Source organism: Saccharothrix ecbatanensis (assembly GCF_014205015.1).
Classification (GTDB): Bacteria; Actinomycetota; Actinomycetes; order Mycobacteriales; family Pseudonocardiaceae; genus Actinosynnema; species Actinosynnema ecbatanense.
Window position 1 is genome coordinate 5777092 of sequence record NZ_JACHMO010000001.1, and the last position, 19017, is coordinate 5796108.

A 19017-nucleotide genomic window follows, 5' to 3' on the forward strand; every position below is an offset into this window, starting at 1 on the left:
AGTCGAGTTCCGCGTCAGATGACGCACAAGGGGAAATCAGTTGGTGAAGTCGTAGAGACGGCCCACGTGATGGATGTCGATCTTCCGCCGCCCGGTGCTGATGATGCCCTCTTCGCGCAGCGTGCGCAGCACCCGCACGAGGGATTCCCGGGACGTCCCGGCGATCCCGGCCAGCTCTTCCTGGCTCAGCGCGATGACGCCCTGGTCGGCGATCCCGCGCCGCAGCGCCATGTCGATCAGGACGGCGGCGACGCGTTGGGTGGCGGTGCCGCTGATCTGCACCCGCTGCCGGTCGGTGTCGCGCTGCCGGGCCATGACGACGATCAGCACGGCCCACGCGATGCCCGGGTTCCGCTGGCAGAGCGTGGCGAACGACGCGGCGGACAGCACCAACGCCCGGACCACGCCCAGAGCCCGCACGGTCGCCGAGCGGGGCAGGCCGTCGACCGCCGAACGCTCACCCACGAGATCGCCCGGACCACGCACCGCGAGCACTTTCTCGCTGCCGTTCGCGGTGGTCGCGGTCACCCGGAGCAGGCCTCGGCGGACGACCAGCACGTGCCCGGTGACCTCGCCTTCGTGGCAGACCACCGAGCCGGGCGGGTAGTCGCGCTCGACACCCGTCACGCCGAGCACGTCATGCTCGGCCGGGGTGAGCAGGCCCCAGAACCGATCCACGGTCCCCACTGTGCCGGGTGATCGACCCGCGCGGTGTGGATCAGGCCGGCGACCACCCGAACGGCGCTGACCGGCGTCGGACCCCCGAACCCGATCAAGCCGCAGTGGGCGGGATTCGAACCGCTGCGGGCTCGGGCGCCGGGATTCCGGCTCAGGTGTCGGAGTCGGGATCTGAGCGGTCGGGAGCCGACCCTGGGGTCCGAGCGGGCGGGATCCGAGCGGTCGGGGGTGGGCGGCGGGGTTCTAGCGGTCGGGATCCGAGCCACCCGGGTTCGAGCGGTCGGGGGTGGGGCGGTCGGGTTTTGGTTCGTTGAGGCCTGAACGGGCCGGTGCCTGGGCCAGCAGGGAAGCCGGGCGGATCGCGGCCTTGCCGAACTTCGACCGCGCCTGGTCGGCCGCCTGCTCCGCCTCACGCCACCCGCGCTCCGGCGCGTCGAACATCAGCTGCTCGCCGCCGTCGCCCTCCACCAACTGCTCGATCCGCACCCCGATCAGCCGCACCGCCCCCGCCGGCACCTGCTCGTCCAGCAGCGTCGACGCCGTCCGGTACACCTCGTGCGTCACGTCCGTCGCCACCCGCAACGTCTTCGACCTCGTGATCGTGGTGAAGTCGGCGAACCGCACCTTGATCGACACCGTCCGACCGCGCAGCCCCCGCGAACGCAAGCTCGCCGTCGAACGCTCCGCCAGCCGCAGCAGCTCCCGCCGCAGCAACTCCCGGTCGAAGTGGTCGACCTCGAACGTCTCCTCCGCCCCGATCGACTTCTCCCGCGTGGACGGCACCACCGGCCGGTCGTCGTGCCCCTGCGCCAACGCGTGCAAGTGCTCCGCCAACGCCACCCCGAGCACCTTCCGCAGGCGCGGCAACGGGGTCGCGGCCACGTCGGCGACCGTCTCCAGCCCCACCCGGTCCAGCTGCTCGGCCGTCCGCTGCCCCACACCCCACAGCGCCGACACCGGCAACGGGTGCAGGAACGACAGCACCTCGGTGCGCGGCACGACCATGGCGCCGTCCGGCTTGCACATCCCCGACGCCAGCTTGGCCAGGAACTTCGTCGGCGCCACGCCCACCGAGCACGTGATCCCGTGCGCCTCCTCCACCTGCGCCCTGATCAGCCCGGCGATCTGCGCCGGACTCGACCGCATCCGCTTCAGAGCACCGCTCACGTCGAGGAACGCCTCGTCCAGGCTCAACGGCTCCACCAGCGGGGTGATGTCGCGGAAGATCGACATCACCCCGCGCGAGACCTCCTGGTAACGGGCGAAGTTCGGCACCACGAACACCGCGTGCGGCGCGAGCCTGCGGGCGTGCGCGATCGGCATCGCGGACCGGACGCCGAACTCGCGGGCCACGTAGTTCGCCGCCGCCACCACGCCCCGGTTCGCCGTGCCGCCCACGACCACGGGCTTGCCCGCCAACTCCGGCTGGTCGCGGATCTCCACCGACGCGTAGAAGGCGTCCATGTCGACGTGCAGCATCGAGCAGCCGGTGTCGTCCGGCCAGGTGTCGCCGCGCACGATGAAGCGGTCGACCAGACCGCGCGGCAGGTTCGCGCTACGGCCCACGACCACCCCCAACAGGAACCGAACAAGCGTTCGACACTCTACGTCAGCCGGTAGGCCCGGTGCGCGTTCCGCCACCCGATCAGGTTGGCCACGCGCTCCACGTCCGCCAGGGCGAAAGCATGCGCGCGCAGCCCGTGCGACAGGAAATCGGACAGCGCACGGCGGAAGAACAACGCGCCCAGGTAGTACAGCTCGGCCAACCCGTACGCGTCGGTGGAGAACAGGAACTTGCCGAACGGCACGATCTCCAGCGCCTCGGCCAGCACCCGGCTCGCCTGGTGCGCCACCGCGTGCGTGGCCAGGCCGACGTCGACGAACACGTGCGGGAACACCTGCGCCAGGTAGCCGGCGTTGCGGTGGAACGGGTAGTTGTGCAGCAGCATCACCGGCACGCCGAGCCCGGCGGTCGCCCGCAGCAGGTCCGTCAGCAGCAGCGGGTCGCAGTCGCGCAGGGACAGGTCCGAGTCGCCGTACCCGACGTGGAACTGCACCGGGAACCCGCGTTCCAGGGCCTCCCACACCAGGAACCGGGTGATCACCTCGTCCGCGCACCGGGACGATCCGGACGCCAGCCAACGGTCGGCCGCGGCGACGACCGAGGCGTCCGAGGGCCGCTCCGGGTCGAGCGCGAGCCCCACCCGGTAGGCCGCGATCGACTTCGTCGCGACCGCCGACGACAACGCCAGCGCCGAGCGCACCCGGTCCGGGAAACCGGCCGCGCCTTCCGTCACGAGCTCCTCGGCCAACCGCTCCAGCCGCAGCACCGGAAGTTCACTCGAATGGGTGAACACCGACGGTCCGGCCAACCGCTCCGGCGACAGCCCGCCGTCCACCAGGAACATCGAGATCTCCGACGCCACGAGGAACGTCCGGTTCACCTCCGCGGCACCCAGCGACAGCCGCCGCGCGAGGTACTCGTCGGCCGGCGCCAGCACCGGCAGATCCAGCAAAGGCGCACACCAGCGCCGCACCGCCAGGCCCAGCGACGAGTCGAACAGGGACGTTCCGAGCGGCGACACCGAGGGCGCCTCGGTCAGCATCGACTCGAACCCGTCCCGGTCGACGTCGGCCCGCAGCACCCCGTGGCAGTGGTGGTCCACGAGTCGCAACGACGCCACGCAAGGCAGCAGTGGTTCCACTTGTTGAAGACTAGAGACCTGGTGTAACCACGCCAGATGGACACAGCCGAGCGGGAGCACCGCCGTGCGCTTGCCGCCGAACTTGTGGACGACCTGCTGGAGCAGGACGTGGTCGCGGTCGCGCTCACGTGGGTGGACCACAGCGGCATCACGAGGGTGAAGTCGGTGCCGCTCGCGGGCCTGCCCAGAGCCGCGGCGGACGGCGTGGGCGCGTCACCCGTGTTCGACGTGTTCCTGCTGGACGACACGATCATCACCGGGCGGCACGCGGGCGGCCCGGTCGGCGACCTGCGGCTGCGCCCGGACCTGGACCGGCTCACCGTGCTGGCGGGCCAGCCGGGCTGGGCGTGGGCCCCGGCCGACCGCTTCGACCAGCAGGGCGAGCCGCACCCGCAGGACGAACGGGGCCTGGCGCGTGCCGTCGCCGACCGCCTGACCGTGCACGGCTACGAGGTCCAGGCGGGCTTCGAGGTCGAGTGGGTCGTCGGGCAGGGCGACACGGAGGAGTTCCGGCCCGCCGCCACCGGTCCCGCGTACGGCCACGCCCGGCAGGTGGAGCTGTCCGACTACGCCGCGGACCTGCTGTCCGCGTTGGCAGAGCAGGACGTCGAGGTGCTCCAGTTCCACCCCGAGTACGCGCCCGGCCAGTTCGAGCTGTCCACGACGCCCGAGGACCCGGTGCACGCGGCGGACACGTCGGTGCTGGTGCGCGAGACGATCCGGGCGATCTCCATCCGGCACGGCCTGCGCGCGTCGTTCTCGCCGAAGGTCGTCGCCGACGGCGTCGGCAACGGCGGTCACCTGCACATGAGCCTGTGGCGCGACGGCCGGAACCTGTTCGACGGCGGCGAGGGCTGGTTCGGGCTGACCGACGAGGCCGACGCGTTCGCGGCGGGTGTGCTGGAGCGGGCGCCGGCGTTGTGCGCGATCGGCGCGCCGTCCGTGGCCAGCTACCTCCGGCTCGTGCCACAGCACTGGGCGGGCGCGTTCGCGGTGTGGGGCCTGGAGAACCGGGAGGCGGCGCTGCGGCTCGTCGCGGGCCGTGACCTGGAGGTCAAGTGCTACGACCTGTCCGCGAACCCGTACCTCGTGGTGGCGGCCACGATGGCGGCGGGCCTGGCGGGGATCGTGGACCGGGCCCGGCTGCCCGAGCCGGTCGGGGTGGACCCGGCGGTGCTGGCCGATGCGAAGCGCCTGCCGACGTGCCTGGAGGACGCGGTGGCGGCGTTCGAGGCGGACGAGGTGCTGACCGAGGCGTTCGGCGTCGAGTTCGCCGAGACCATCGCCGACGTGCGGCGCGGCGAGATCACCCGGTTCGCCGACTGCTCACCGGAGGAGATCGCCGCGCGGACCCGCTGGCGGCACTAGTCACTAGTTCTGAGCTTCGTCCAACGCCTTGCGCAGCCGGGCCAGCGCACGGTGCTGGGCCACCCGGACCGCGCCGGGCGTGGAGCCGACGGCGACGGCGGTCTCCTCGGCGGACATGCCCAGGACGACCCGCAGCACCAGGATCTCGCGCTGCCGGTCCGGCAGGACGTCCAGCAGCCGGCCCATCCGGTCGGACAGCTCGCTGTGCAGCGTCCGCTGCTCGGGACCCGGTTCGGCGCCCGGCCCGTCCGGCAGCTCGGGCACGGACTCGGCCCGGTTGCGCGCGGACGCACGGTGCGCGTCGGCGACCTTGTGCGCCGCGATCCCGTACACGAAGGCCATGAACGGCCGACCCTGCTCGCGGTAGCCCGGCAACGCCTTCAGCACCGCGAGGCACACCTCCTGCGCCACGTCCTCCGCCGACGCCGACGACCGGTCACCGCGGCCGACCCGAACCCGGCAGTACCGCACGATCACCGGCCGGATCACGGCCAGCAGCTCCTCGACCGCCCGCCGCTCGCCCCGGACCGCCGCTTCGACGAACTCCTCCGGTCCCTCTTCCCGCCGGGCCGGGGCGGCGGACCGCGCGTTCCCGAACCGCACGGACACCACCGCCCTCCCCGCGTGACCTCGTAGTCCCGCCACCAACCCCGACCCGACCAATCCGGACCCGACCGGCCCGGATCCGCCCAACACTGTTGTCATCGCCAGCTCCTCGGCGTCCGCGCGCTGGACGACCATTGGGGGCACATGCCAACGCGACGTCGCACCCACTCGAGGATGACGCCGATCACACGAAGTTGGTCTGAATGGACGCGTTTAGAACGCGATCGGGTGAATAATCGGACTAAAGGTTGCGGCGGGTAACCGAAGTCACGCGGGCTTTCGCGCCATCACGTGCAGGCGTGCGGCGACGTCCCGTAGCGGCGGGTGAGCCGCCGCGGCCAGCTCCAGCTCCGCCAGCGCCTCGGCCGCCCCGGGGTTGGCCTCCAGCACCGCTCCCGGCACCAGGTCGGACACCACGCCGTGACCCTGGACCAGCTCCACCTTCAGGCCCGCGGCCAGCACCAACGCCTCCAGCCCGACCACGTCGAACCGGCGCAGCAGCGGGTCACGGGTGCCGACGAGCTGACCGGACTCGTCGTCCAGCAGCCGCCGTGCGTCGACCAACCGACCGGCGATCGCGCGGTGCAGCACGGCCGCGTACCGGTTCGCCACCAGCACGGACACCGCGCCACCCGGAGCGGCGGCGGCGGCCAGCGCGGCCAGCGCGACACCGGCGTCGTCCACGACCTCCAGCAGCCCGTGCCCGAGCACCAGGTCCGCCGAGCCGTCCCGGTCCAACGCGTCCGTGTCGCCCTGAACAGCGGTGATGCGGTCCAGCACGCCCTCGTCCGCGGCACGGCGGTGCAACGTGGCCAGCGCGTCCGGGCTCGGGTCGACGACCGTCACCGTGCACCCGGCCACGGCCAGCGGCACGGCCCACACGCCGCTGCCACCACCCACGTCGAGCACCCGCGGCGGTTCACCGCCCCTGCGGTCGCGCGCGGCGGTCAGCTCGGCGTCGAGCACCCTGTGTACGGCGTCCGGTCGCATGGACGTAGAGCGTAAGGGCCGTAGGCTGCACAACGTGCATACGGTGGCGGTGCTCAGCCTCAAGGGTGGCGTTGGGAAGACGACGGTCGCGCTCGGTCTGGCGTCGGCCGCGCTTCGGCGTGGGATCCGGACGCTGGTCATCGACCTGGATCCACAGTGCAACGCCACCTCGACGCTGGAACCCGACGACACCGAGGCCAGTGTCTACGACGTCCTCCAGGATCCGAGTGAGGACACGCTGCGCAAGGCGATCGCTCCCAGCGCGTGGGGTGACGGCGTGGACGTGCTGGCCGGCTCGGAGGACGCGGAGTCGCTGAACCACCCCGACCCCGGCGAGACCAGGCTCGGCCGGCTGCGCGAGGCGCTGCGGGTGCTTCGGGACGACGAAGACCCCTACCAGCTGGTGCTGCTGGACTGCCCGCCCTCACTGGGTCAGCTGACCAGGTCCGCGCTGGTCGCGGCCGATCGGGCGCTGCTGGTGACGGAGCCGACGATGTTCGCGGTGGCGGGCGTGCAGCGGGCGTTCGAGGCGGTGCAGGCCGAACGTGAGCACAACGAGGAGCTCCAGCCGCTGGGCGTGGTGGTGAACCGGGTGCGGCCGAGGTCGCACGAGCACCAGTTCCGCATCGACGAGCTGCGCGACATCTTCGGGCCGCTGGTGATGCCGGTGGCGCTGCCGGACCGGCTGGCGGTGCAGCAGGCGCAGGGCGCGTGCATGCCGATCCACGAATGGGGCACGCCGGGCGCGCGCGAGGTGGCGCTGGCGTTCAACCTGGTGCTGGCGCGGATACTGCGGATCAGCCGGAGTAGACGCAGGGCCGTGCACCACGACTTCGACGACGAAGAGATCGAGGAAGCGGTGGACGCGTGACCACCACGCCGCTCCCCGAGTCCGACCGCGGTGCCCGAGGGTGACACGGTCTTCCTGGCCGGGCACCGCCTGAACGAGGCGTTGGCCGGCCGCCGGCTGCTGCGCGGCGAGTTGCGCCACCCGACGTGGGCCACGGCCGATCTGAGCGGCCGGGACGTGCTGGAAGTGCGTTCGGTCGGCAAGCACCTGTTCACCCGCTTCTCCGGTGGTCTGAGCCTGCACAGCCACCTCCGGATGGACGGCGCGTGGCACCTCTACCGGCCCGGTGAACGCTGGCGGCGGCCCGGTCACCAGGTCCGCGCGTTGCTGGAAGTGCCCGACCGGGTCGCGGTGGGGTTCGCGCTGCACGACCTCGAACTGCTCCCGACCGACCAGGAGACGCGGCTCGTCGGGCACCTGGGGCCGGACCTGCTGGGCGACTGGGACGACGGGCGTGCGGCCGAGGCGGTCGCCAGGCTGACCGCGGACCCGGACCGCGAGCTGGGCCTGGCCCTGCTGGACCAGCGCGTGATGGCGGGCGTGGGGAACCTGTACAAGGCCGAGGTGTGCTTCCTGCTGGGCGTGTCGCCGTGGAGCCCGGTGTCGGCGGTGGATCCGGCGGAGGCGGTGCGGTTGGCGCGCAAGCTGCTGCTCGCCAACGCCTGGCACCCGGAGCAGAGCACGACCGGGCTGATGGGGCGTGGCCGGCAGCACTGGGTGTTCGAGCGCGGCGGCAAGCCGTGCCTGCGCTGCGGGACCAGGATCAAGGTCGGCGGGCAGGGCGTGGGTGTGATGGAGCGCCCAGCGTACTGGTGCCCGCGCTGCCAGCCGGGACCAATCGCTTAGGGTTGCTATGTGATCTACAAGAGCGTGGTGCGCAGTGCTTTGTTCCGGATGCACGGTGGGGACCCGGAGCGGGTCCACGAGACCACGCTCGGCCTCCTGGAGCTGATGAGCCCGGCGGCGAAGCTCGTGCCGAGGCAGTCGGCGGCGGAGCGCACGGTGTTCGGCGTGCGGTTCCCCGGCCCGGTCGGACTGGCCGCCGGCCTGGACAAGAACGGCCGGGCGCTGCCCGCGTGGCCCGCGCTCGGGTTCGGGTTCATCGAGGTCGGCACGGTCACCCGGCACCCGCAGCCGGGTAACCCGAGGCCGCGCCTGTTCCGGCTGCGCGACAGCGAAGCGATCATCAACCGGATGGGCTTCAACAACGACGGCGCGCAGGAGCTGGCCAACCGGCTGGACCGCCTGGGCCCGCTGCCCGTGCCGCTGGGCATCAGCCTGGGCAAGTCCAAGGTGACACCGGTCGAGGACGCGGTGGAGGACTACCAGACGTCCCTGCGCGCGCTGTACAAGCACGGCGACTACTTCGCCATCAACATCAGCTCACCCAACACGCCGGGCCTGCGCAGCCTCCAGGACCGGACCGCGTTGACCGAGCTGCTGTCCGCGCTCAACACCACCGCGGACGAGCTGGCCGGGTCGGCGCCGCGCAAGCCGATCCTGGTCAAGATCGCCCCCGACCTGACCGACGAGGCGATCGCCGAACTGCTGGAAGTGTGCGATGCGCACCAGGTCAGCGGCCTGGTCGCGACCAACACCACGCTGTCCCGCGACGGCTTGGCCCCGGCCGACCGGCACCTGGCCCACGAAGCCGGCGGGCTGAGCGGCAAGCCGCTGACCGAACGCGCCCGCGAGGTGGTGCGGTTCGTGAGCAAGGAGACCGACGGCCGGCTGCCGATCATCGGCGTGGGCGGCATCGCGAGCGTGGACGACGCGAAGCGCATGCTCGACGCGGGCGCCGACCTGCTCCAGATCTACACCGCGTTCATCTTCGAGGGCCCCGGACTGATCTACCGCATCAACAAGGAGTGCGTCTGATCAGGAGCTTCGGGCCGCGCGCAGCGAGCGCAGCACGGGGTGCAGGATCACGACCAGCAGCGAGCCCCACACCAGGCCGCCCAGCTCCATGTCCCCCAGCTGCAACGTCAGGTCGCCCACCCCGGCGACCAGGGCCGCGCCGCCGACCAGCGCGTTGCCGGGGTTGGTCAGGTCGACCCGGTTCTCCATCCACACCCGCACGCCGACCAGGCTGATCAGGCCGAACAGCACCAGGGTGGCGCCACCGACCACGCCCGCCGGGATGGTCGCGAGCACCGCCGTGACCTTCGGCGAGAACGACATCGCCACGGCGGCCACACCGGTCACCGCGTAGGCGGCGGTGGAGAAGACCTTGGTCACGCCCATCACGCCGATGTTCTCGGAGTACGTCGCCGTGCCCGAGCCGCCGCCGAAACCGGCCAGCGCGGTGGACACCCCGTTGGCGATGATCGAGTCGCCGACGTTGCCGTCGAGGTTGCGGCCGGTCAGCGCGCCGATCGCCTTGACGTGGCCGACGTTCTCCGCGACCAGCACGATCACCACCGGCAGCACCAGCAGCGTCACCGACGGGCGCAGTTCCGGCGCGTGGAACTCGGGCAGGCCGAACCACGCCGCCGCGCCGACCGCGTCCAGGTCGACCAGGCCGAGCGAGAAGCCGAGCACCCACCCGGCGACCACGCCGATGAGCACGGAGAACCGGAAGAACGACCCGCGGCCCAGCACGCCGCACAGCAGGATGATGCCCAACGTCACCGCGGCGGGCAGCGGTTGCTCGGCGAACGAGTCGGTGGCCCGGTGGGACAGGTTGAGCCCGATCAGCACGACCACCGCGCCGGTCACCACCGGCGGCATCACGGCCTCCAGCAGCCGCACGCCCAGCGCCTTCACCGCCACCCCGATGATGATCACCAGCAGCCCGGCGGCCAGCACGCCCCCGAGTTGCGCGGCGATGCCCTCGTCACGGGCGGCCGACAGCGGCGCGATGAACGCGAACGACGCGCCGAGGTAGCTGGGCACCCGGTTGCGGGTGATCAGCAGGAACAGGAGGGTGCCGACGCCGGAGAACAGCAGCGTGGTGCTGACCGGGAGACCGGTGGTGGCGGGGACGAGAATCGTGGCGCCGGCCATCGCGACCAGGTGTTGGGCGCCGAAACCGATGGTGCGCGGCCAACTCGGCCGCTCCTGCGGCGCGATGGCGTCACCGTCGATCGGGCGGCCATCACCGTGCACGGACCACAACGCCACTCAATGACCTCCCCCGCGACCAGGACGGACCACGCTGTCCGACCAAGGGATCCTGCCACGCCAAGTAGTGGCTGCGGCTATATAACGGTCTGATAATCACACGATCGCAGCAGCGTACGCCAGCATCACGATCGGGTCAGCGGAACTCCGCTACGCAACGTGAGGTAACCGGGGTTCGTGCAGATGGCCCCGTGCCGTCCCGTGCCCGCCGCCCCGCGTCGCCGTTCCGTGCCTGCCGTTCCGTGACGCCGTTCAGCGTCGCCGTTCAGCGGGACAGCTCGCGCAGCGCGGACGCCAGACCCGCGAGGTGGTCCGCCGCGTCGTCCAGCACCTGCCGGGGGTTGGACGCGGTGCTCTCGGCGAGCACCCGACCGGCCGCGGCGACCAAGCCGCAGTAGCCGTCCACACCTTCGTCCAGCTGGACGCGCAGTCTTCGCACGCCCTCGACGAGCGGGGCGCGGTCCAGCGGCGGCGCGGTGTCACGGGCCCGTTCCACCGCCTGCAACTGGTGGGACACGGCCCGGATCGCCGACGCGGCCTCGGCCCCGGTGGCGCGAGCCTGCTCGACCGAGTCGGTCGGCACGGACGTCAGCGCGTCCGAGTCGAGCTGGCGCAGCAGCTCCCGCAACGTGTCCTCGGCGTCCTCCAGCCGTTCCATCGGCTGACGGGCCGCCGAGGAACGGGCGGGCAGCGGCACGCGCACCGGCGCCGCCGCCAGCTGCTTCCGCTCGGTGTCGACGCGCCCCAGCTTCATCTTCGTGCGCACCGCGAGCACCGACGTGCCGGCGAAGCCCAGCGCCGCGCCGATCCCGACGCCCTCGTGCAGCACACCGGCGATGGTGAGCGTGCCGACCACCGCGAGGAGGGCCAGCACGATCAACCAGAAGGTCAGCACGCGGCTCGACCGGCGGTACTGCCGATCGAGCTTCGCGCGCGGGTCGTTCCAGGCGGCGTACCGCCGTTTCACCTGGTCCGCGAGTTGGCCCTGGAGGATCTGGCCCTGCAACTGACCGCCGATGACCTTGGCGATCTCGCCGGCTGCCTTCCGCCGGGGATCCATCGCGGACGCCACCCTCTCAGCCCTGGCTCGCCGGCGGGTTCTGCTGCATCTGCTGGGTCGGCTGCGCCTGCGTCTGCTGCACCCGCTGCTGGATCTCCTGCTGGATGCTCGCGCTCGCGCTGGGCTGACCGCTCGTCACCTCGCCGGCGACCTTGCCGCCCCCCATCGAGGCGCGGATCTGCTCCAACCGGGAGTGGCCCGCCATCTCGGTGGTCGACTGCTGGACCTCCAGCATCCGGCCCTGCACCGAGTTCTGCGCCAGCTCCGCGGACCCGAGGGCGGTGGTGTACCGCTTCTCGATCTTGTCGCGGACCTCCTCCAGCGACGGCGTGTTGCCCGGCGCGGCCAGCTCGGTCATCTGGCGCAGCGAGTGCGAGACCTGCTCCTGCATCTTCGCCTGCTCCAGCTGGCTGAGCAGCTTGGTGCGCTCGGCGAGCTTGGTCTGGAGCACCATCGCGTTGCGCTCGACGGCCTGCTTCGCCTGCGTGGCCGCCTGCAACGCCTGGTCGTGCAGCGTCTTCAGGTCCTCGATGCTCTGCTCGGCGGTCACCAGCTGGGTGGCGAAGCCCTGCGCCGCGGTCTCGAACTGCGTCGCCCGCGCCTCGTCGCCCTTGCCGCGCGCCTCGTCCGCGAGCACGAGCGCCTGACGTGCGGAGGCCTGGAGCTTTTCCACCTCGCCCAGCTGGCGGTTGAGCTTCATCTCAAGCTGGCGCTGGTTGCCGATCACCGCGGCGGCCTGCTGGGACAACGCCTGATGCTGACGCTGAGCCTCCTCGATGGCCTGCTGGATCTGCACCTTCGGGTCGGCGTGCTCGTCGATCTTGGACGAGAACGCCGCCATGAAGTACTTCCATGCCTTCACGAAAGGGTTGGCCATCTCCTACGCCTGCCTTCTCCGCACTTCCCTGGCTCGCGCTCGTGATTGGCAACGACCCGGTGCCGGTGTTGGTTCCATCGTGTCAGTTGTCCCGCGCTGCTTCCACCGACCTGGGGAGATATCCGGGTTCACCCTGAGTCACCCCCTGACTTTCGTCGGCATGGTCATCCTGCCCGCCCGGCTTCCGGCCGACGCGGCGACCCCGGCCGCGGATGCCAAGTCGTTGCACGCCCGACCGGGGAACGCGGAAAACCCCGACCGGGGAAACGCCGAAAGCCGAGCCGGTCGGACCGGCTCGGCTTTCCACGGGTGCGCTGTGGTTACGCCGCCACCACCGCGTTGCGCGGCTTGCTGATCGAAGTGGACAGCCGGTGCGTGAGCACGGGCTGCAACCGCAGGTCGGACAGGTCGTTGCCGATCACCGCGGGCACCATGGTGCCGCCCTCCAGACCCGCGGGCGCGGGAGCGGCCCGTTCGGCGAGTTCGGCCGGGGTGGGCACCGGCTGGTGGAGCGCGCCGATGTCCGAGGCGACCAGGTGCAGTAGTTCGTACAGGGGCAGGTCCAACGCCTCGCAGATCGCGGCCAGCAGTTCGCTGGACGCCTCCTTGCGGCCACGCTCCACCTCTGAGAGGTACCCCAGGCTGACGCGGGCGGTCCTGGAGACCTCGCGCAGCGTGCGGCGTTGGGTGGTGCGGGCATGGCGGAGCCGATCACCGATCGCCTCGCGTAGCAGCACGGTCATCGCGCGCCTCCTTCCGGCCGGCCGTGCCACCACGTTACCGACCCGTTCCGTCGACGGGCAGTGACTTCCGGACACGTCCGCCAAGGGCGAACGAGTGAACTCGCGGGTAAGTTCCCGGGCGCACTGCCCGGTGTGACGGGAAACGCCCTGCTCAAGTCACTCGACGGGGATCTTCAGGTGGGCCAGCAGGAGGTCGAGCGCCGCCATCGCGGATCTTCTGCGGACTTGTCCACGGTCACCACCGAGAGTGAGCGATTCCACCGAAGAACCGGACGAACCGGACAAACCGATGTGGACGGTGCCCGGCGCGACCCCGTCCTGGGGGTCCGGACCGGCCACTCCGGTGAGCCCGAGACCCCACGTCGCCCCGCAGCGCTCCCGTGCGCCCTCGGCGAGCTGTCGGGCCACCTCGGGGTGCACCGCGCCGTGTTCGGCCAGCAGCGCGGCGTCCACGCCCGCGAGCGCCTGTTTGAGGTCGGTCGCGTAGACCACGAGCCCGCCGCGCACCACGGCGCTGGAACCGGGCACGGACGTCAGCTCGACCGTCACCATGCCCGCGGTCAGGGATTCGGCGGTGGCGACCGTCTCGCCGCGCGCCAGGAGCGCGCGGACGACGTCCTCAGCGCTCATGCGCACACCTCGCCAGGGCTCGGCGTGGCAGAGCACGGGGGCGCTGTGTCGAACGACTCGCTCGCCGGCTCGCTCATCAGGCCCCGGCCACCGCCCGCTTCCCCCTCGCCCGCAGCCGGATGGCGCGGATCACGTAGTCGACGCCGGTGACGACCGTCAGCACGACGGCCGCGCCCATGGTGATCACCGCGACCACGTCCAGCCACGCCGGCAGCGGCAGGATGTACAGGCCGATGGCGACGATCTGCACGAGCGTCTTGAGCTTCCCGCCCCGGCTGGCCGGGATCACGCCGTGCCGGATGACCCAGAAGCGCAGCAGCGTCACGCCCAGCTCGCGCACCGCGATGACGATCGTCACCCACCACGGCAGATCGCCCAGCAGGCTCAGCCCGATCAGCGCGGCGCCGGTCAGCGCCTTGTCCGCGATCGGGTCGGCGATCTTGCCGAAGTCGGTGATCAGGCCGTGCTTGCGGGCCAGGTTGCCGTCGATGTGGTCGGTGACCGACGCGAGGGCGAACACGCCGAACGCCCACAGCCGCCACCAGGTCTGGTGGCCGTCCTCGACGAACAGGAGGTAGAGGAACACCGGCACGAGCACCAGCCGGGACATCGTCAGCACGTTGGCGATGTTCAGCACCGGCACGCGCGCGGGCTCCGTCACCTCGGCAGCACCTCGATCGCTGTGACGACCAGGTCGACGCCCTCGGACGCGTCGACCCGGCAGCGGACCAGGTCGCCGACCTTCAGGCCGTCGGCGTTCGTGACCACGCACTCGCCGTCGACCTCGGGCGCCTGGTGGGCGGCCCGGCCGAGGCAGTCGCTCTCGTCGTCCTCCTCGGTCTCGACCAGGACGACGACCTCCTCGCCCACGCGGTCCTCCGCGCGCTGCGAGATCAGCTCCTCGACCAGGTTCGAGATGCGGGAGACGCGCTCGGCGACGGTGTCGGCGTCCAGCTTGTCCGGCAGGTTCTCGGCCTCGGTGCCGTCCTCGTCGGAGTAGCCGAACACGCCGACCGCGTCCAGCCGGGCGGCGGTGAGGAAGCGCTCCAGCTCGGCCACGTCCTCCTCGGTCTCACCGGGGAAGCCGACGATGACGTTGCTGCGGATGCCGGCGCGCGGTGCGAGCGAGCGGATCTGCTCGACCAGGCCGAGGAACGACTCCGTGGACCCGAACCGGCGCATCCGGCGCAGCACGGCCTCGCTGGAGTGCTGGAAGGACATGTCGAAGTAGTCGGCCACGCCCTCGGTGGTGGCGATGGCCTTGACCAGCGTGGGCTTCGTCTCGGCCGGCTGGAGGTAGGACACGCGGACCCGGTCGATGCCGGGGACCTGCGCCAGCCGCTCCAGCAGCTGTTCGAGGCCGCCCAGCTCGCGCGGCAGGTCCTTGGCGTAGGAGGTGGAGTTCTCGGAGACCAGGAAGACCTCGCGGACGCCCTGCTCGGCCAGCCACACCGCCTCGGCCACCACCTCGTCCGGGTGGCGGGACACGAAGGCGCCGCGGAACGACGGGATGGCGCAGAACGAGCAGCGGCGGTCGCAGCCGGAGGCGATCTTCAGCGGGGCGACGGGGGTGTCGGTCAGGCGGGTGCGCAGGACGCGCGGGCCCCAGCCGTGACCGGGCACCTGGACGTCCTCGGCGGCCTTCTGGCGCTGCACGGGGGTGAGCGGGAGGAGCGTGCGCCGGTCGACCGGCTTGTGCGATTCGATGCTCTGACCTGCGAGGACGTCGTCCAGGCGGTCGGAGAGGTCGGTGTAGTGGTCGAACCCGAGCACGGCGTTCGCCTCGGGCAGGTTGTCGGCGAGCTCGGCGCCGTACCGCTCAGCCATGCACCCGACCGCGACCACCTTCGCGCCACTGTCCGCGGCGGCGAGGAGCGTGTCCACGGAGTCCTTCTTCGCGGACTCCACGAAGCCGCACGTGTTCACCACGACCACGTCGGCCTCGTCGTCGACCAGCTCCCAACCGCCGGCGGTGAGGCGGCCGGCGAGTTCTTCGGAGTCGACTTCGTTGCGGGCGCACCCGAGGGTCAGCATGGCGACGCGCTTGGACGTGGTGGGGGAAGACACGGTGCTCAGCGTAACCGGCGCGGACGCCGCCGCCGCCCGGCCCGGCGTGGTCGGTGCGACGAGCGGTCCAGGTCAGGTGTGGAGGACGGTCCGGACGAGCCGCCCGACGTCCGTGGCCGGGTTGTCGGGTCCGAGGAGAGCGGCGCGCGCCACGGCGTCCTCGACGCGCCCGTCGAAGGTCGTGAAGTCGAGCTTCTTCTCGTAGCCGGGAACGTGCAGCACGGTTGTTCCGGCGCGCGGGAATGGCCCGCTTCAACCGACCCGCGAATTCTCGCGCATGGCCGTCAGCCTTTGCCGTTCACAAATCGCGCTTCGTGCGTCTGAGGGGCGCCGCCGTACTGGCCGGCCGGATAGCGCCGTTCCAGGCTGCGCTCTCCGCGAGGCTCGCGGTCGGAGAGCAGGTGGAGCCGGCCAGCTCCAGGCGGTGCCGACGGCCGCGAGCGGCACCGCGGCGAGCAGTCCGGCCGGCATTCACCAATTCGACTCGTCGACCTCGAAACCGGGCCGTGGGATCGGGCTTGAACGGGTTCGCGTGGTTCTCCGCCTAGAGGCCAAGAAGGAGATACTTCACCATGCAGACCGCCGAGTAGGAGCCGGCGGCGGGCGGAGGTTACGTTGAGCGCGTGAACGACCCGATCAACGTGCGTCGCGCCCGCACCGGCGACGTGCGGACGATGAAGACCCTCATCGACGCGTACGCGGGCAAGGTGTTGCTGGCCAAGCCGTTGGTGACGCTGTTCGAGGACGTCCAGGAATTTTGGGTCGCCGAAGACGACGGCGTGGTCCTGGGGTGTGGCGCGCTGCACGTGCTCTGGGAGGACCTGGCCGAGATCCGCTCGGTCGCGGTGGCGCCCACGGCGTTGGGGCGCGGGATCGGCCACCGGATCGTGCACCGGCTCATCGAGACCGCCCGCGAGCTCCAGCTGGAACGCCTGTTCGTACTCACCTTCGAGACGGACTTCTTCGGCAAGCACGGCTTCGTGGAGATCGACGGCACGCCGGTGTCGCCCGAGGTCTATGAGGAGATCATGCGGTCGGCTGACGAAGGCGTGGCCGAGTTCCTGGACCTCTCGTACGTGAAGCCCAACACCCTGGGCAACTCGCGGATGCTCCTGCACCTGTAACTCTTCGAGTAATCACTCGAAGAGTCTTGACTCAACGAACGCCGACCACCAAGATCGGCATCGTGGAGCAGTGGACGGTCGACGAGTTGGCGGTCCGGGTCGGTCTACCGGGCAGCACCATCCGCATGTACCAGACCAAGGGCGTCCTGCACCCCCCTCGCAGGCAAGGCCGAGTCGCCTACTACAACGCCTCCCACCTGGAACGCCTCACGCTCGTCCAACGCCTCCAGTCGCGCGGCTTCTCGCTGCCCGCGATCGCCGAACTGGTGAAGGCACGCGAAAAGGGCGCGAGCGTCGCTGCGGTGCTGGGTCTCGGCGAGGCGGAAGGCCCCGACGACTGGGTCCGGATCAAGGTCCGCGACATCACCCGCCTGGTCCCGCTGGGCGACATCCGCCCCCGCGTCCTGCGCCGCGCCGTGCAACTGGGCCTGGTCCGCTGGCGACGCGGCTGGCCGCACGTCCGCCGCTGGGCGCTGGACTCGGGCAACCGGCTCGCCGCGCTCAGCGTCCCGAGCGACGACGTGCTGGACAAGTTCGCGAACCTGCGCACCTCCACCGACACCATCGCGGCCGACTTCGTCGAGGTGTTCGAGCGCCACCTGTGGCCGCAACTGGCCGACAACGCGGGCCAGGACGACCAACTCGACCGCATGCGCGCACTTCTCGTGGAGTTGACCTACACCGCCGAGACCGTCGTGATCGGCACGCTGCGCGAGTCGATCAGGGACGCGGCGGAGGAGTTCGCCCGCCGCCACCAACTGCTGCCCAGCGACGACTTCAAGCCCGCCTGGGTCGAGGAGCCGGTGGCCATCGCCGAGCGTCTCATCGAGACCGAGGAGGACGACGAGGTCCCCGACGAGCCGACGATCCAGCGGTTCCTCGACCGCGGTGACGAGCACGACGAGCCGCACAGGTGACCGCGGGTCCCGCCCAGGTCGAAGGCCTGGGCGTCCACTCGCGGAGAGCGGCGTGATCGCGGTCCTCGGGGCGCTGGTCGGACTGCGGGCCGGATACCGGTACGACCGGTCCATCGGTCGGCACCCGTTGCGGTCCGGGGTGAAGCGGTTGGTGTTCTGGACGTTGCTGTTCGTCGCCGAGTACCTGGTGGTGCGGTCCGGGTTCACCGCGCTGGGCGTGATGGTGTGGCCGGTCGTGTTCGGGTACGTGCTGGCGGTGTGCCTGATCGGGCCATGGGTGTCGGAGTACTACCGCAGGCGCACGACGTGATCGCCGTGCCGACAGCGTCCGATGTGGACGCTCCGCAGTGGACTGGATCCCTTGCGTGGCTAGGGGTTCACGCAGGGGCCGGCAGGGGTTGAACGGGCGCTCGATCGGGTGCTAGGTGAGGCGGAAACCCGTACCGGACATGGCATTCCGCCGAACTGCCTACGGCTGCGCGAAGTCCCGGCCACCGACTCCGAACCCAACGTTCGTGCGGGCGGACCAACCGACGTTGGACAAGAAGAGCCGGCGTGACCGGTGGATCGGCCTAACCGGACAGGGCGATGCAGTCCAACCGATCTACCTCCGGATGGCCCAGCAACGTCTCACGCGGGCACTCGCTCGGCGGTGCGGCGGGCGCTGAAGTGTTGCCACGCCTGGGATTTCGGAACCGGCCAGTCCGGTCCGCCACTGTGATCGCCGACGGCCGGAAGTTCACCCGTAATTGAGACGGAGTGAGCCGATCGGGGCTGTTGCCCTTTGATCATCGACCGGTACAAACCCTCAAACCTTAAAACCGAGGGGAAGCACAGTGCTCGCGAAATCCCTGCGCAACACGTTCGCAATCATGGTCGCCTCACTCGCCCTGCTGGTCGGCGCCGGTGTCGGTCAGGCGGCGATCAACGCTCCGGCGGTGACCGACGACTACCTCTTCAGCAAGTCCCTGGCCCAGTTCGCGTCCATCCGCACGCAGCGGCCGTACAGCACCCAGCTCGACTGGTCGTCGGACGGCTGCTCCTGGTCGCCGGACAACCCGTTCGGGTTCAAGTTCCTGCCGGCCTGCCACCGGCACGACTTCGGCTACCGCAACTACAAGCGGCAGGGTCGGTTCAACGAGACGACCCGGCTGCGGATCGACAACAACTTCAAGTCCGACATGTACCACCAGTGCGCGGGCAACTGGTCCTGCAACCGGACCGCGGACGCCTACTACCAGGCAGTGCGCCAGTTCGGCGCCAGCTGACGCCGTTCTGG

21 protein-coding genes are annotated in these 19017 nt (G+C 71.0%); 8 read left to right on the forward strand and 13 right to left on the reverse strand.

Translation table 11 applies throughout. The features are described from left to right. Positions 1 to 36: 36 nt before the first annotated feature. The 3 genes from F4560_RS24320 to F4560_RS24330 form a co-directional block, all read right to left on the reverse strand. Entirely contained in the window at positions 37 to 678 is a 642-nt protein-coding gene (locus tag F4560_RS24320; protein ID WP_184923513.1) for a Crp/Fnr family transcriptional regulator, read from the reverse strand. A 243-nt stretch (positions 679 to 921) separates the two neighbouring features. Then, positions 922 to 2244: a DNA polymerase IV gene (locus tag F4560_RS24325; protein ID WP_184923515.1), complete on the reverse strand. Its 1323-nt coding sequence runs from the start codon at positions 2242 to 2244 to the stop codon at positions 922 to 924. Positions 2245 to 2282: 38 nt separating this feature from the next. After that, positions 2283 to 3383: an amidohydrolase family protein gene (locus F4560_RS24330; protein WP_184923517.1), complete on the reverse strand. Its 1101-nt coding sequence runs from the start codon at positions 3381 to 3383 to the stop codon at positions 2283 to 2285. A gap of 36 nt (positions 3384 to 3419) precedes the next feature. On the opposite strand from F4560_RS24330, the gene F4560_RS24335 reads away from it, so the two are divergent. Further along, on the forward strand, positions 3420 to 4751 hold the full coding sequence (locus tag F4560_RS24335; protein WP_184923519.1) for a glutamine synthetase family protein: 1332 nt from the start codon (positions 3420 to 3422) through the stop codon (positions 4749 to 4751). Between the two features lie 3 nt (positions 4752 to 4754). Here the strand turns inward: F4560_RS24335 and F4560_RS24340 are convergent, their stop codons facing one another. Continuing rightward, positions 4755 to 5456, reverse strand: coding sequence for a sigma-70 family RNA polymerase sigma factor (locus F4560_RS24340; RefSeq protein WP_184923521.1), 702 nt, complete (start codon positions 5454 to 5456; stop codon positions 4755 to 4757). Positions 5457 to 5624: 168 nt separating this feature from the next. Continuing rightward, positions 5625 to 6347 (reverse strand): class I SAM-dependent methyltransferase, encoded by a 723-nt coding sequence (locus F4560_RS24345; RefSeq protein ID WP_184923523.1) that lies wholly within the window; start codon positions 6345 to 6347, stop codon positions 5625 to 5627. 34 nt (positions 6348 to 6381) lie between these two features. Here F4560_RS24345 and F4560_RS24350 point away from each other — a divergent pair, with 34 nt between their 5' ends. The 3 genes from F4560_RS24350 to F4560_RS24360 are packed head-to-tail and all read left to right on the forward strand — an operon-like array spanning position 6382 to position 9075. Next, positions 6382 to 7218, forward strand: a complete 837-nt coding sequence (locus F4560_RS24350; RefSeq protein WP_312869454.1) for a ParA family protein — start codon at positions 6382 to 6384, stop codon at positions 7216 to 7218. A gap of 30 nt (positions 7219 to 7248) precedes the next feature. After that, on the forward strand, positions 7249 to 8043 hold the full coding sequence (locus F4560_RS24355; RefSeq protein WP_184923526.1) for a DNA-formamidopyrimidine glycosylase family protein: 795 nt from the start codon (positions 7249 to 7251) through the stop codon (positions 8041 to 8043). A 9-nt stretch (positions 8044 to 8052) separates the two neighbouring features. Then, positions 8053 to 9075, forward strand: a complete 1023-nt coding sequence (locus tag F4560_RS24360; protein ID WP_184923528.1) for a quinone-dependent dihydroorotate dehydrogenase — start codon at positions 8053 to 8055, stop codon at positions 9073 to 9075. On the opposite strand, the gene F4560_RS24365 is transcribed toward F4560_RS24360, so the two are convergent. From F4560_RS24365 to F4560_RS24400, 8 genes are all read right to left on the reverse strand, one after another. Next, on the reverse strand, positions 9076 to 10320 hold the full coding sequence (locus tag F4560_RS24365; RefSeq protein ID WP_184923530.1) for a uracil-xanthine permease family protein: 1245 nt from the start codon (positions 10318 to 10320) through the stop codon (positions 9076 to 9078). A 265-nt stretch (positions 10321 to 10585) separates the two neighbouring features. Then, complete coding sequence (gene pspM / locus F4560_RS24370; protein WP_184923532.1) at positions 10586 to 11380, reverse strand: phage shock envelope stress response protein PspM; 795 nt, start codon at positions 11378 to 11380, stop codon at positions 10586 to 10588. Between the two features lie 16 nt (positions 11381 to 11396). Further along, positions 11397 to 12257: a PspA/IM30 family protein gene (locus F4560_RS24375; RefSeq protein ID WP_184923534.1), complete on the reverse strand. Its 861-nt coding sequence runs from the start codon at positions 12255 to 12257 to the stop codon at positions 11397 to 11399. A 320-nt stretch (positions 12258 to 12577) separates the two neighbouring features. Then, the gene (locus F4560_RS24380; protein WP_184923536.1) at positions 12578 to 13000 is read right to left on the reverse strand and encodes a helix-turn-helix domain-containing protein; all 423 of its coding nucleotides are present in this window, start codon (positions 12998 to 13000) and stop codon (positions 12578 to 12580) included. A 156-nt stretch (positions 13001 to 13156) separates the two neighbouring features. Beyond that, on the reverse strand, positions 13157 to 13630 hold the full coding sequence (locus F4560_RS24385; RefSeq protein ID WP_184923538.1) for a CinA family protein: 474 nt from the start codon (positions 13628 to 13630) through the stop codon (positions 13157 to 13159). A 76-nt stretch (positions 13631 to 13706) separates the two neighbouring features. Next, positions 13707 to 14240: a CDP-diacylglycerol--glycerol-3-phosphate 3-phosphatidyltransferase gene (gene pgsA / locus F4560_RS24390; RefSeq protein ID WP_246478728.1), complete on the reverse strand. Its 534-nt coding sequence runs from the start codon at positions 14238 to 14240 to the stop codon at positions 13707 to 13709. A 47-nt stretch (positions 14241 to 14287) separates the two neighbouring features. Continuing rightward, complete coding sequence (gene rimO, locus F4560_RS24395; protein ID WP_184929361.1) at positions 14288 to 15664, reverse strand: 30S ribosomal protein S12 methylthiotransferase RimO; 1377 nt, start codon at positions 15662 to 15664, stop codon at positions 14288 to 14290. 105 nt (positions 15665 to 15769) lie between these two features. Continuing rightward, positions 15770 to 15919, reverse strand: coding sequence for a hypothetical protein (locus F4560_RS24400; protein WP_184923542.1), 150 nt, complete (start codon positions 15917 to 15919; stop codon positions 15770 to 15772). A 401-nt stretch (positions 15920 to 16320) separates the two neighbouring features. On the opposite strand from F4560_RS24400, the gene F4560_RS24405 reads away from it, so the two are divergent. From F4560_RS24405 to F4560_RS24420, 4 genes are all read left to right on the forward strand, one after another. Then, positions 16321 to 16821: an amino-acid N-acetyltransferase gene (locus F4560_RS24405; protein ID WP_184923543.1), complete on the forward strand. Its 501-nt coding sequence runs from the start codon at positions 16321 to 16323 to the stop codon at positions 16819 to 16821. A gap of 26 nt (positions 16822 to 16847) precedes the next feature. Continuing rightward, positions 16848 to 17738 (forward strand): MerR family transcriptional regulator, encoded by an 891-nt coding sequence (locus F4560_RS24410; RefSeq protein WP_221483625.1) that lies wholly within the window; start codon positions 16848 to 16850, stop codon positions 17736 to 17738. 52 nt (positions 17739 to 17790) lie between these two features. After that, positions 17791 to 18048, forward strand: a complete 258-nt coding sequence (locus tag F4560_RS24415; protein ID WP_184923545.1) for a hypothetical protein — start codon at positions 17791 to 17793, stop codon at positions 18046 to 18048. A 562-nt stretch (positions 18049 to 18610) separates the two neighbouring features. Next, on the forward strand, positions 18611 to 19006 hold the full coding sequence (locus F4560_RS24420; protein WP_184923547.1) for a phospholipase: 396 nt from the start codon (positions 18611 to 18613) through the stop codon (positions 19004 to 19006). Positions 19007 to 19017 lie beyond the last annotated feature (11 nt).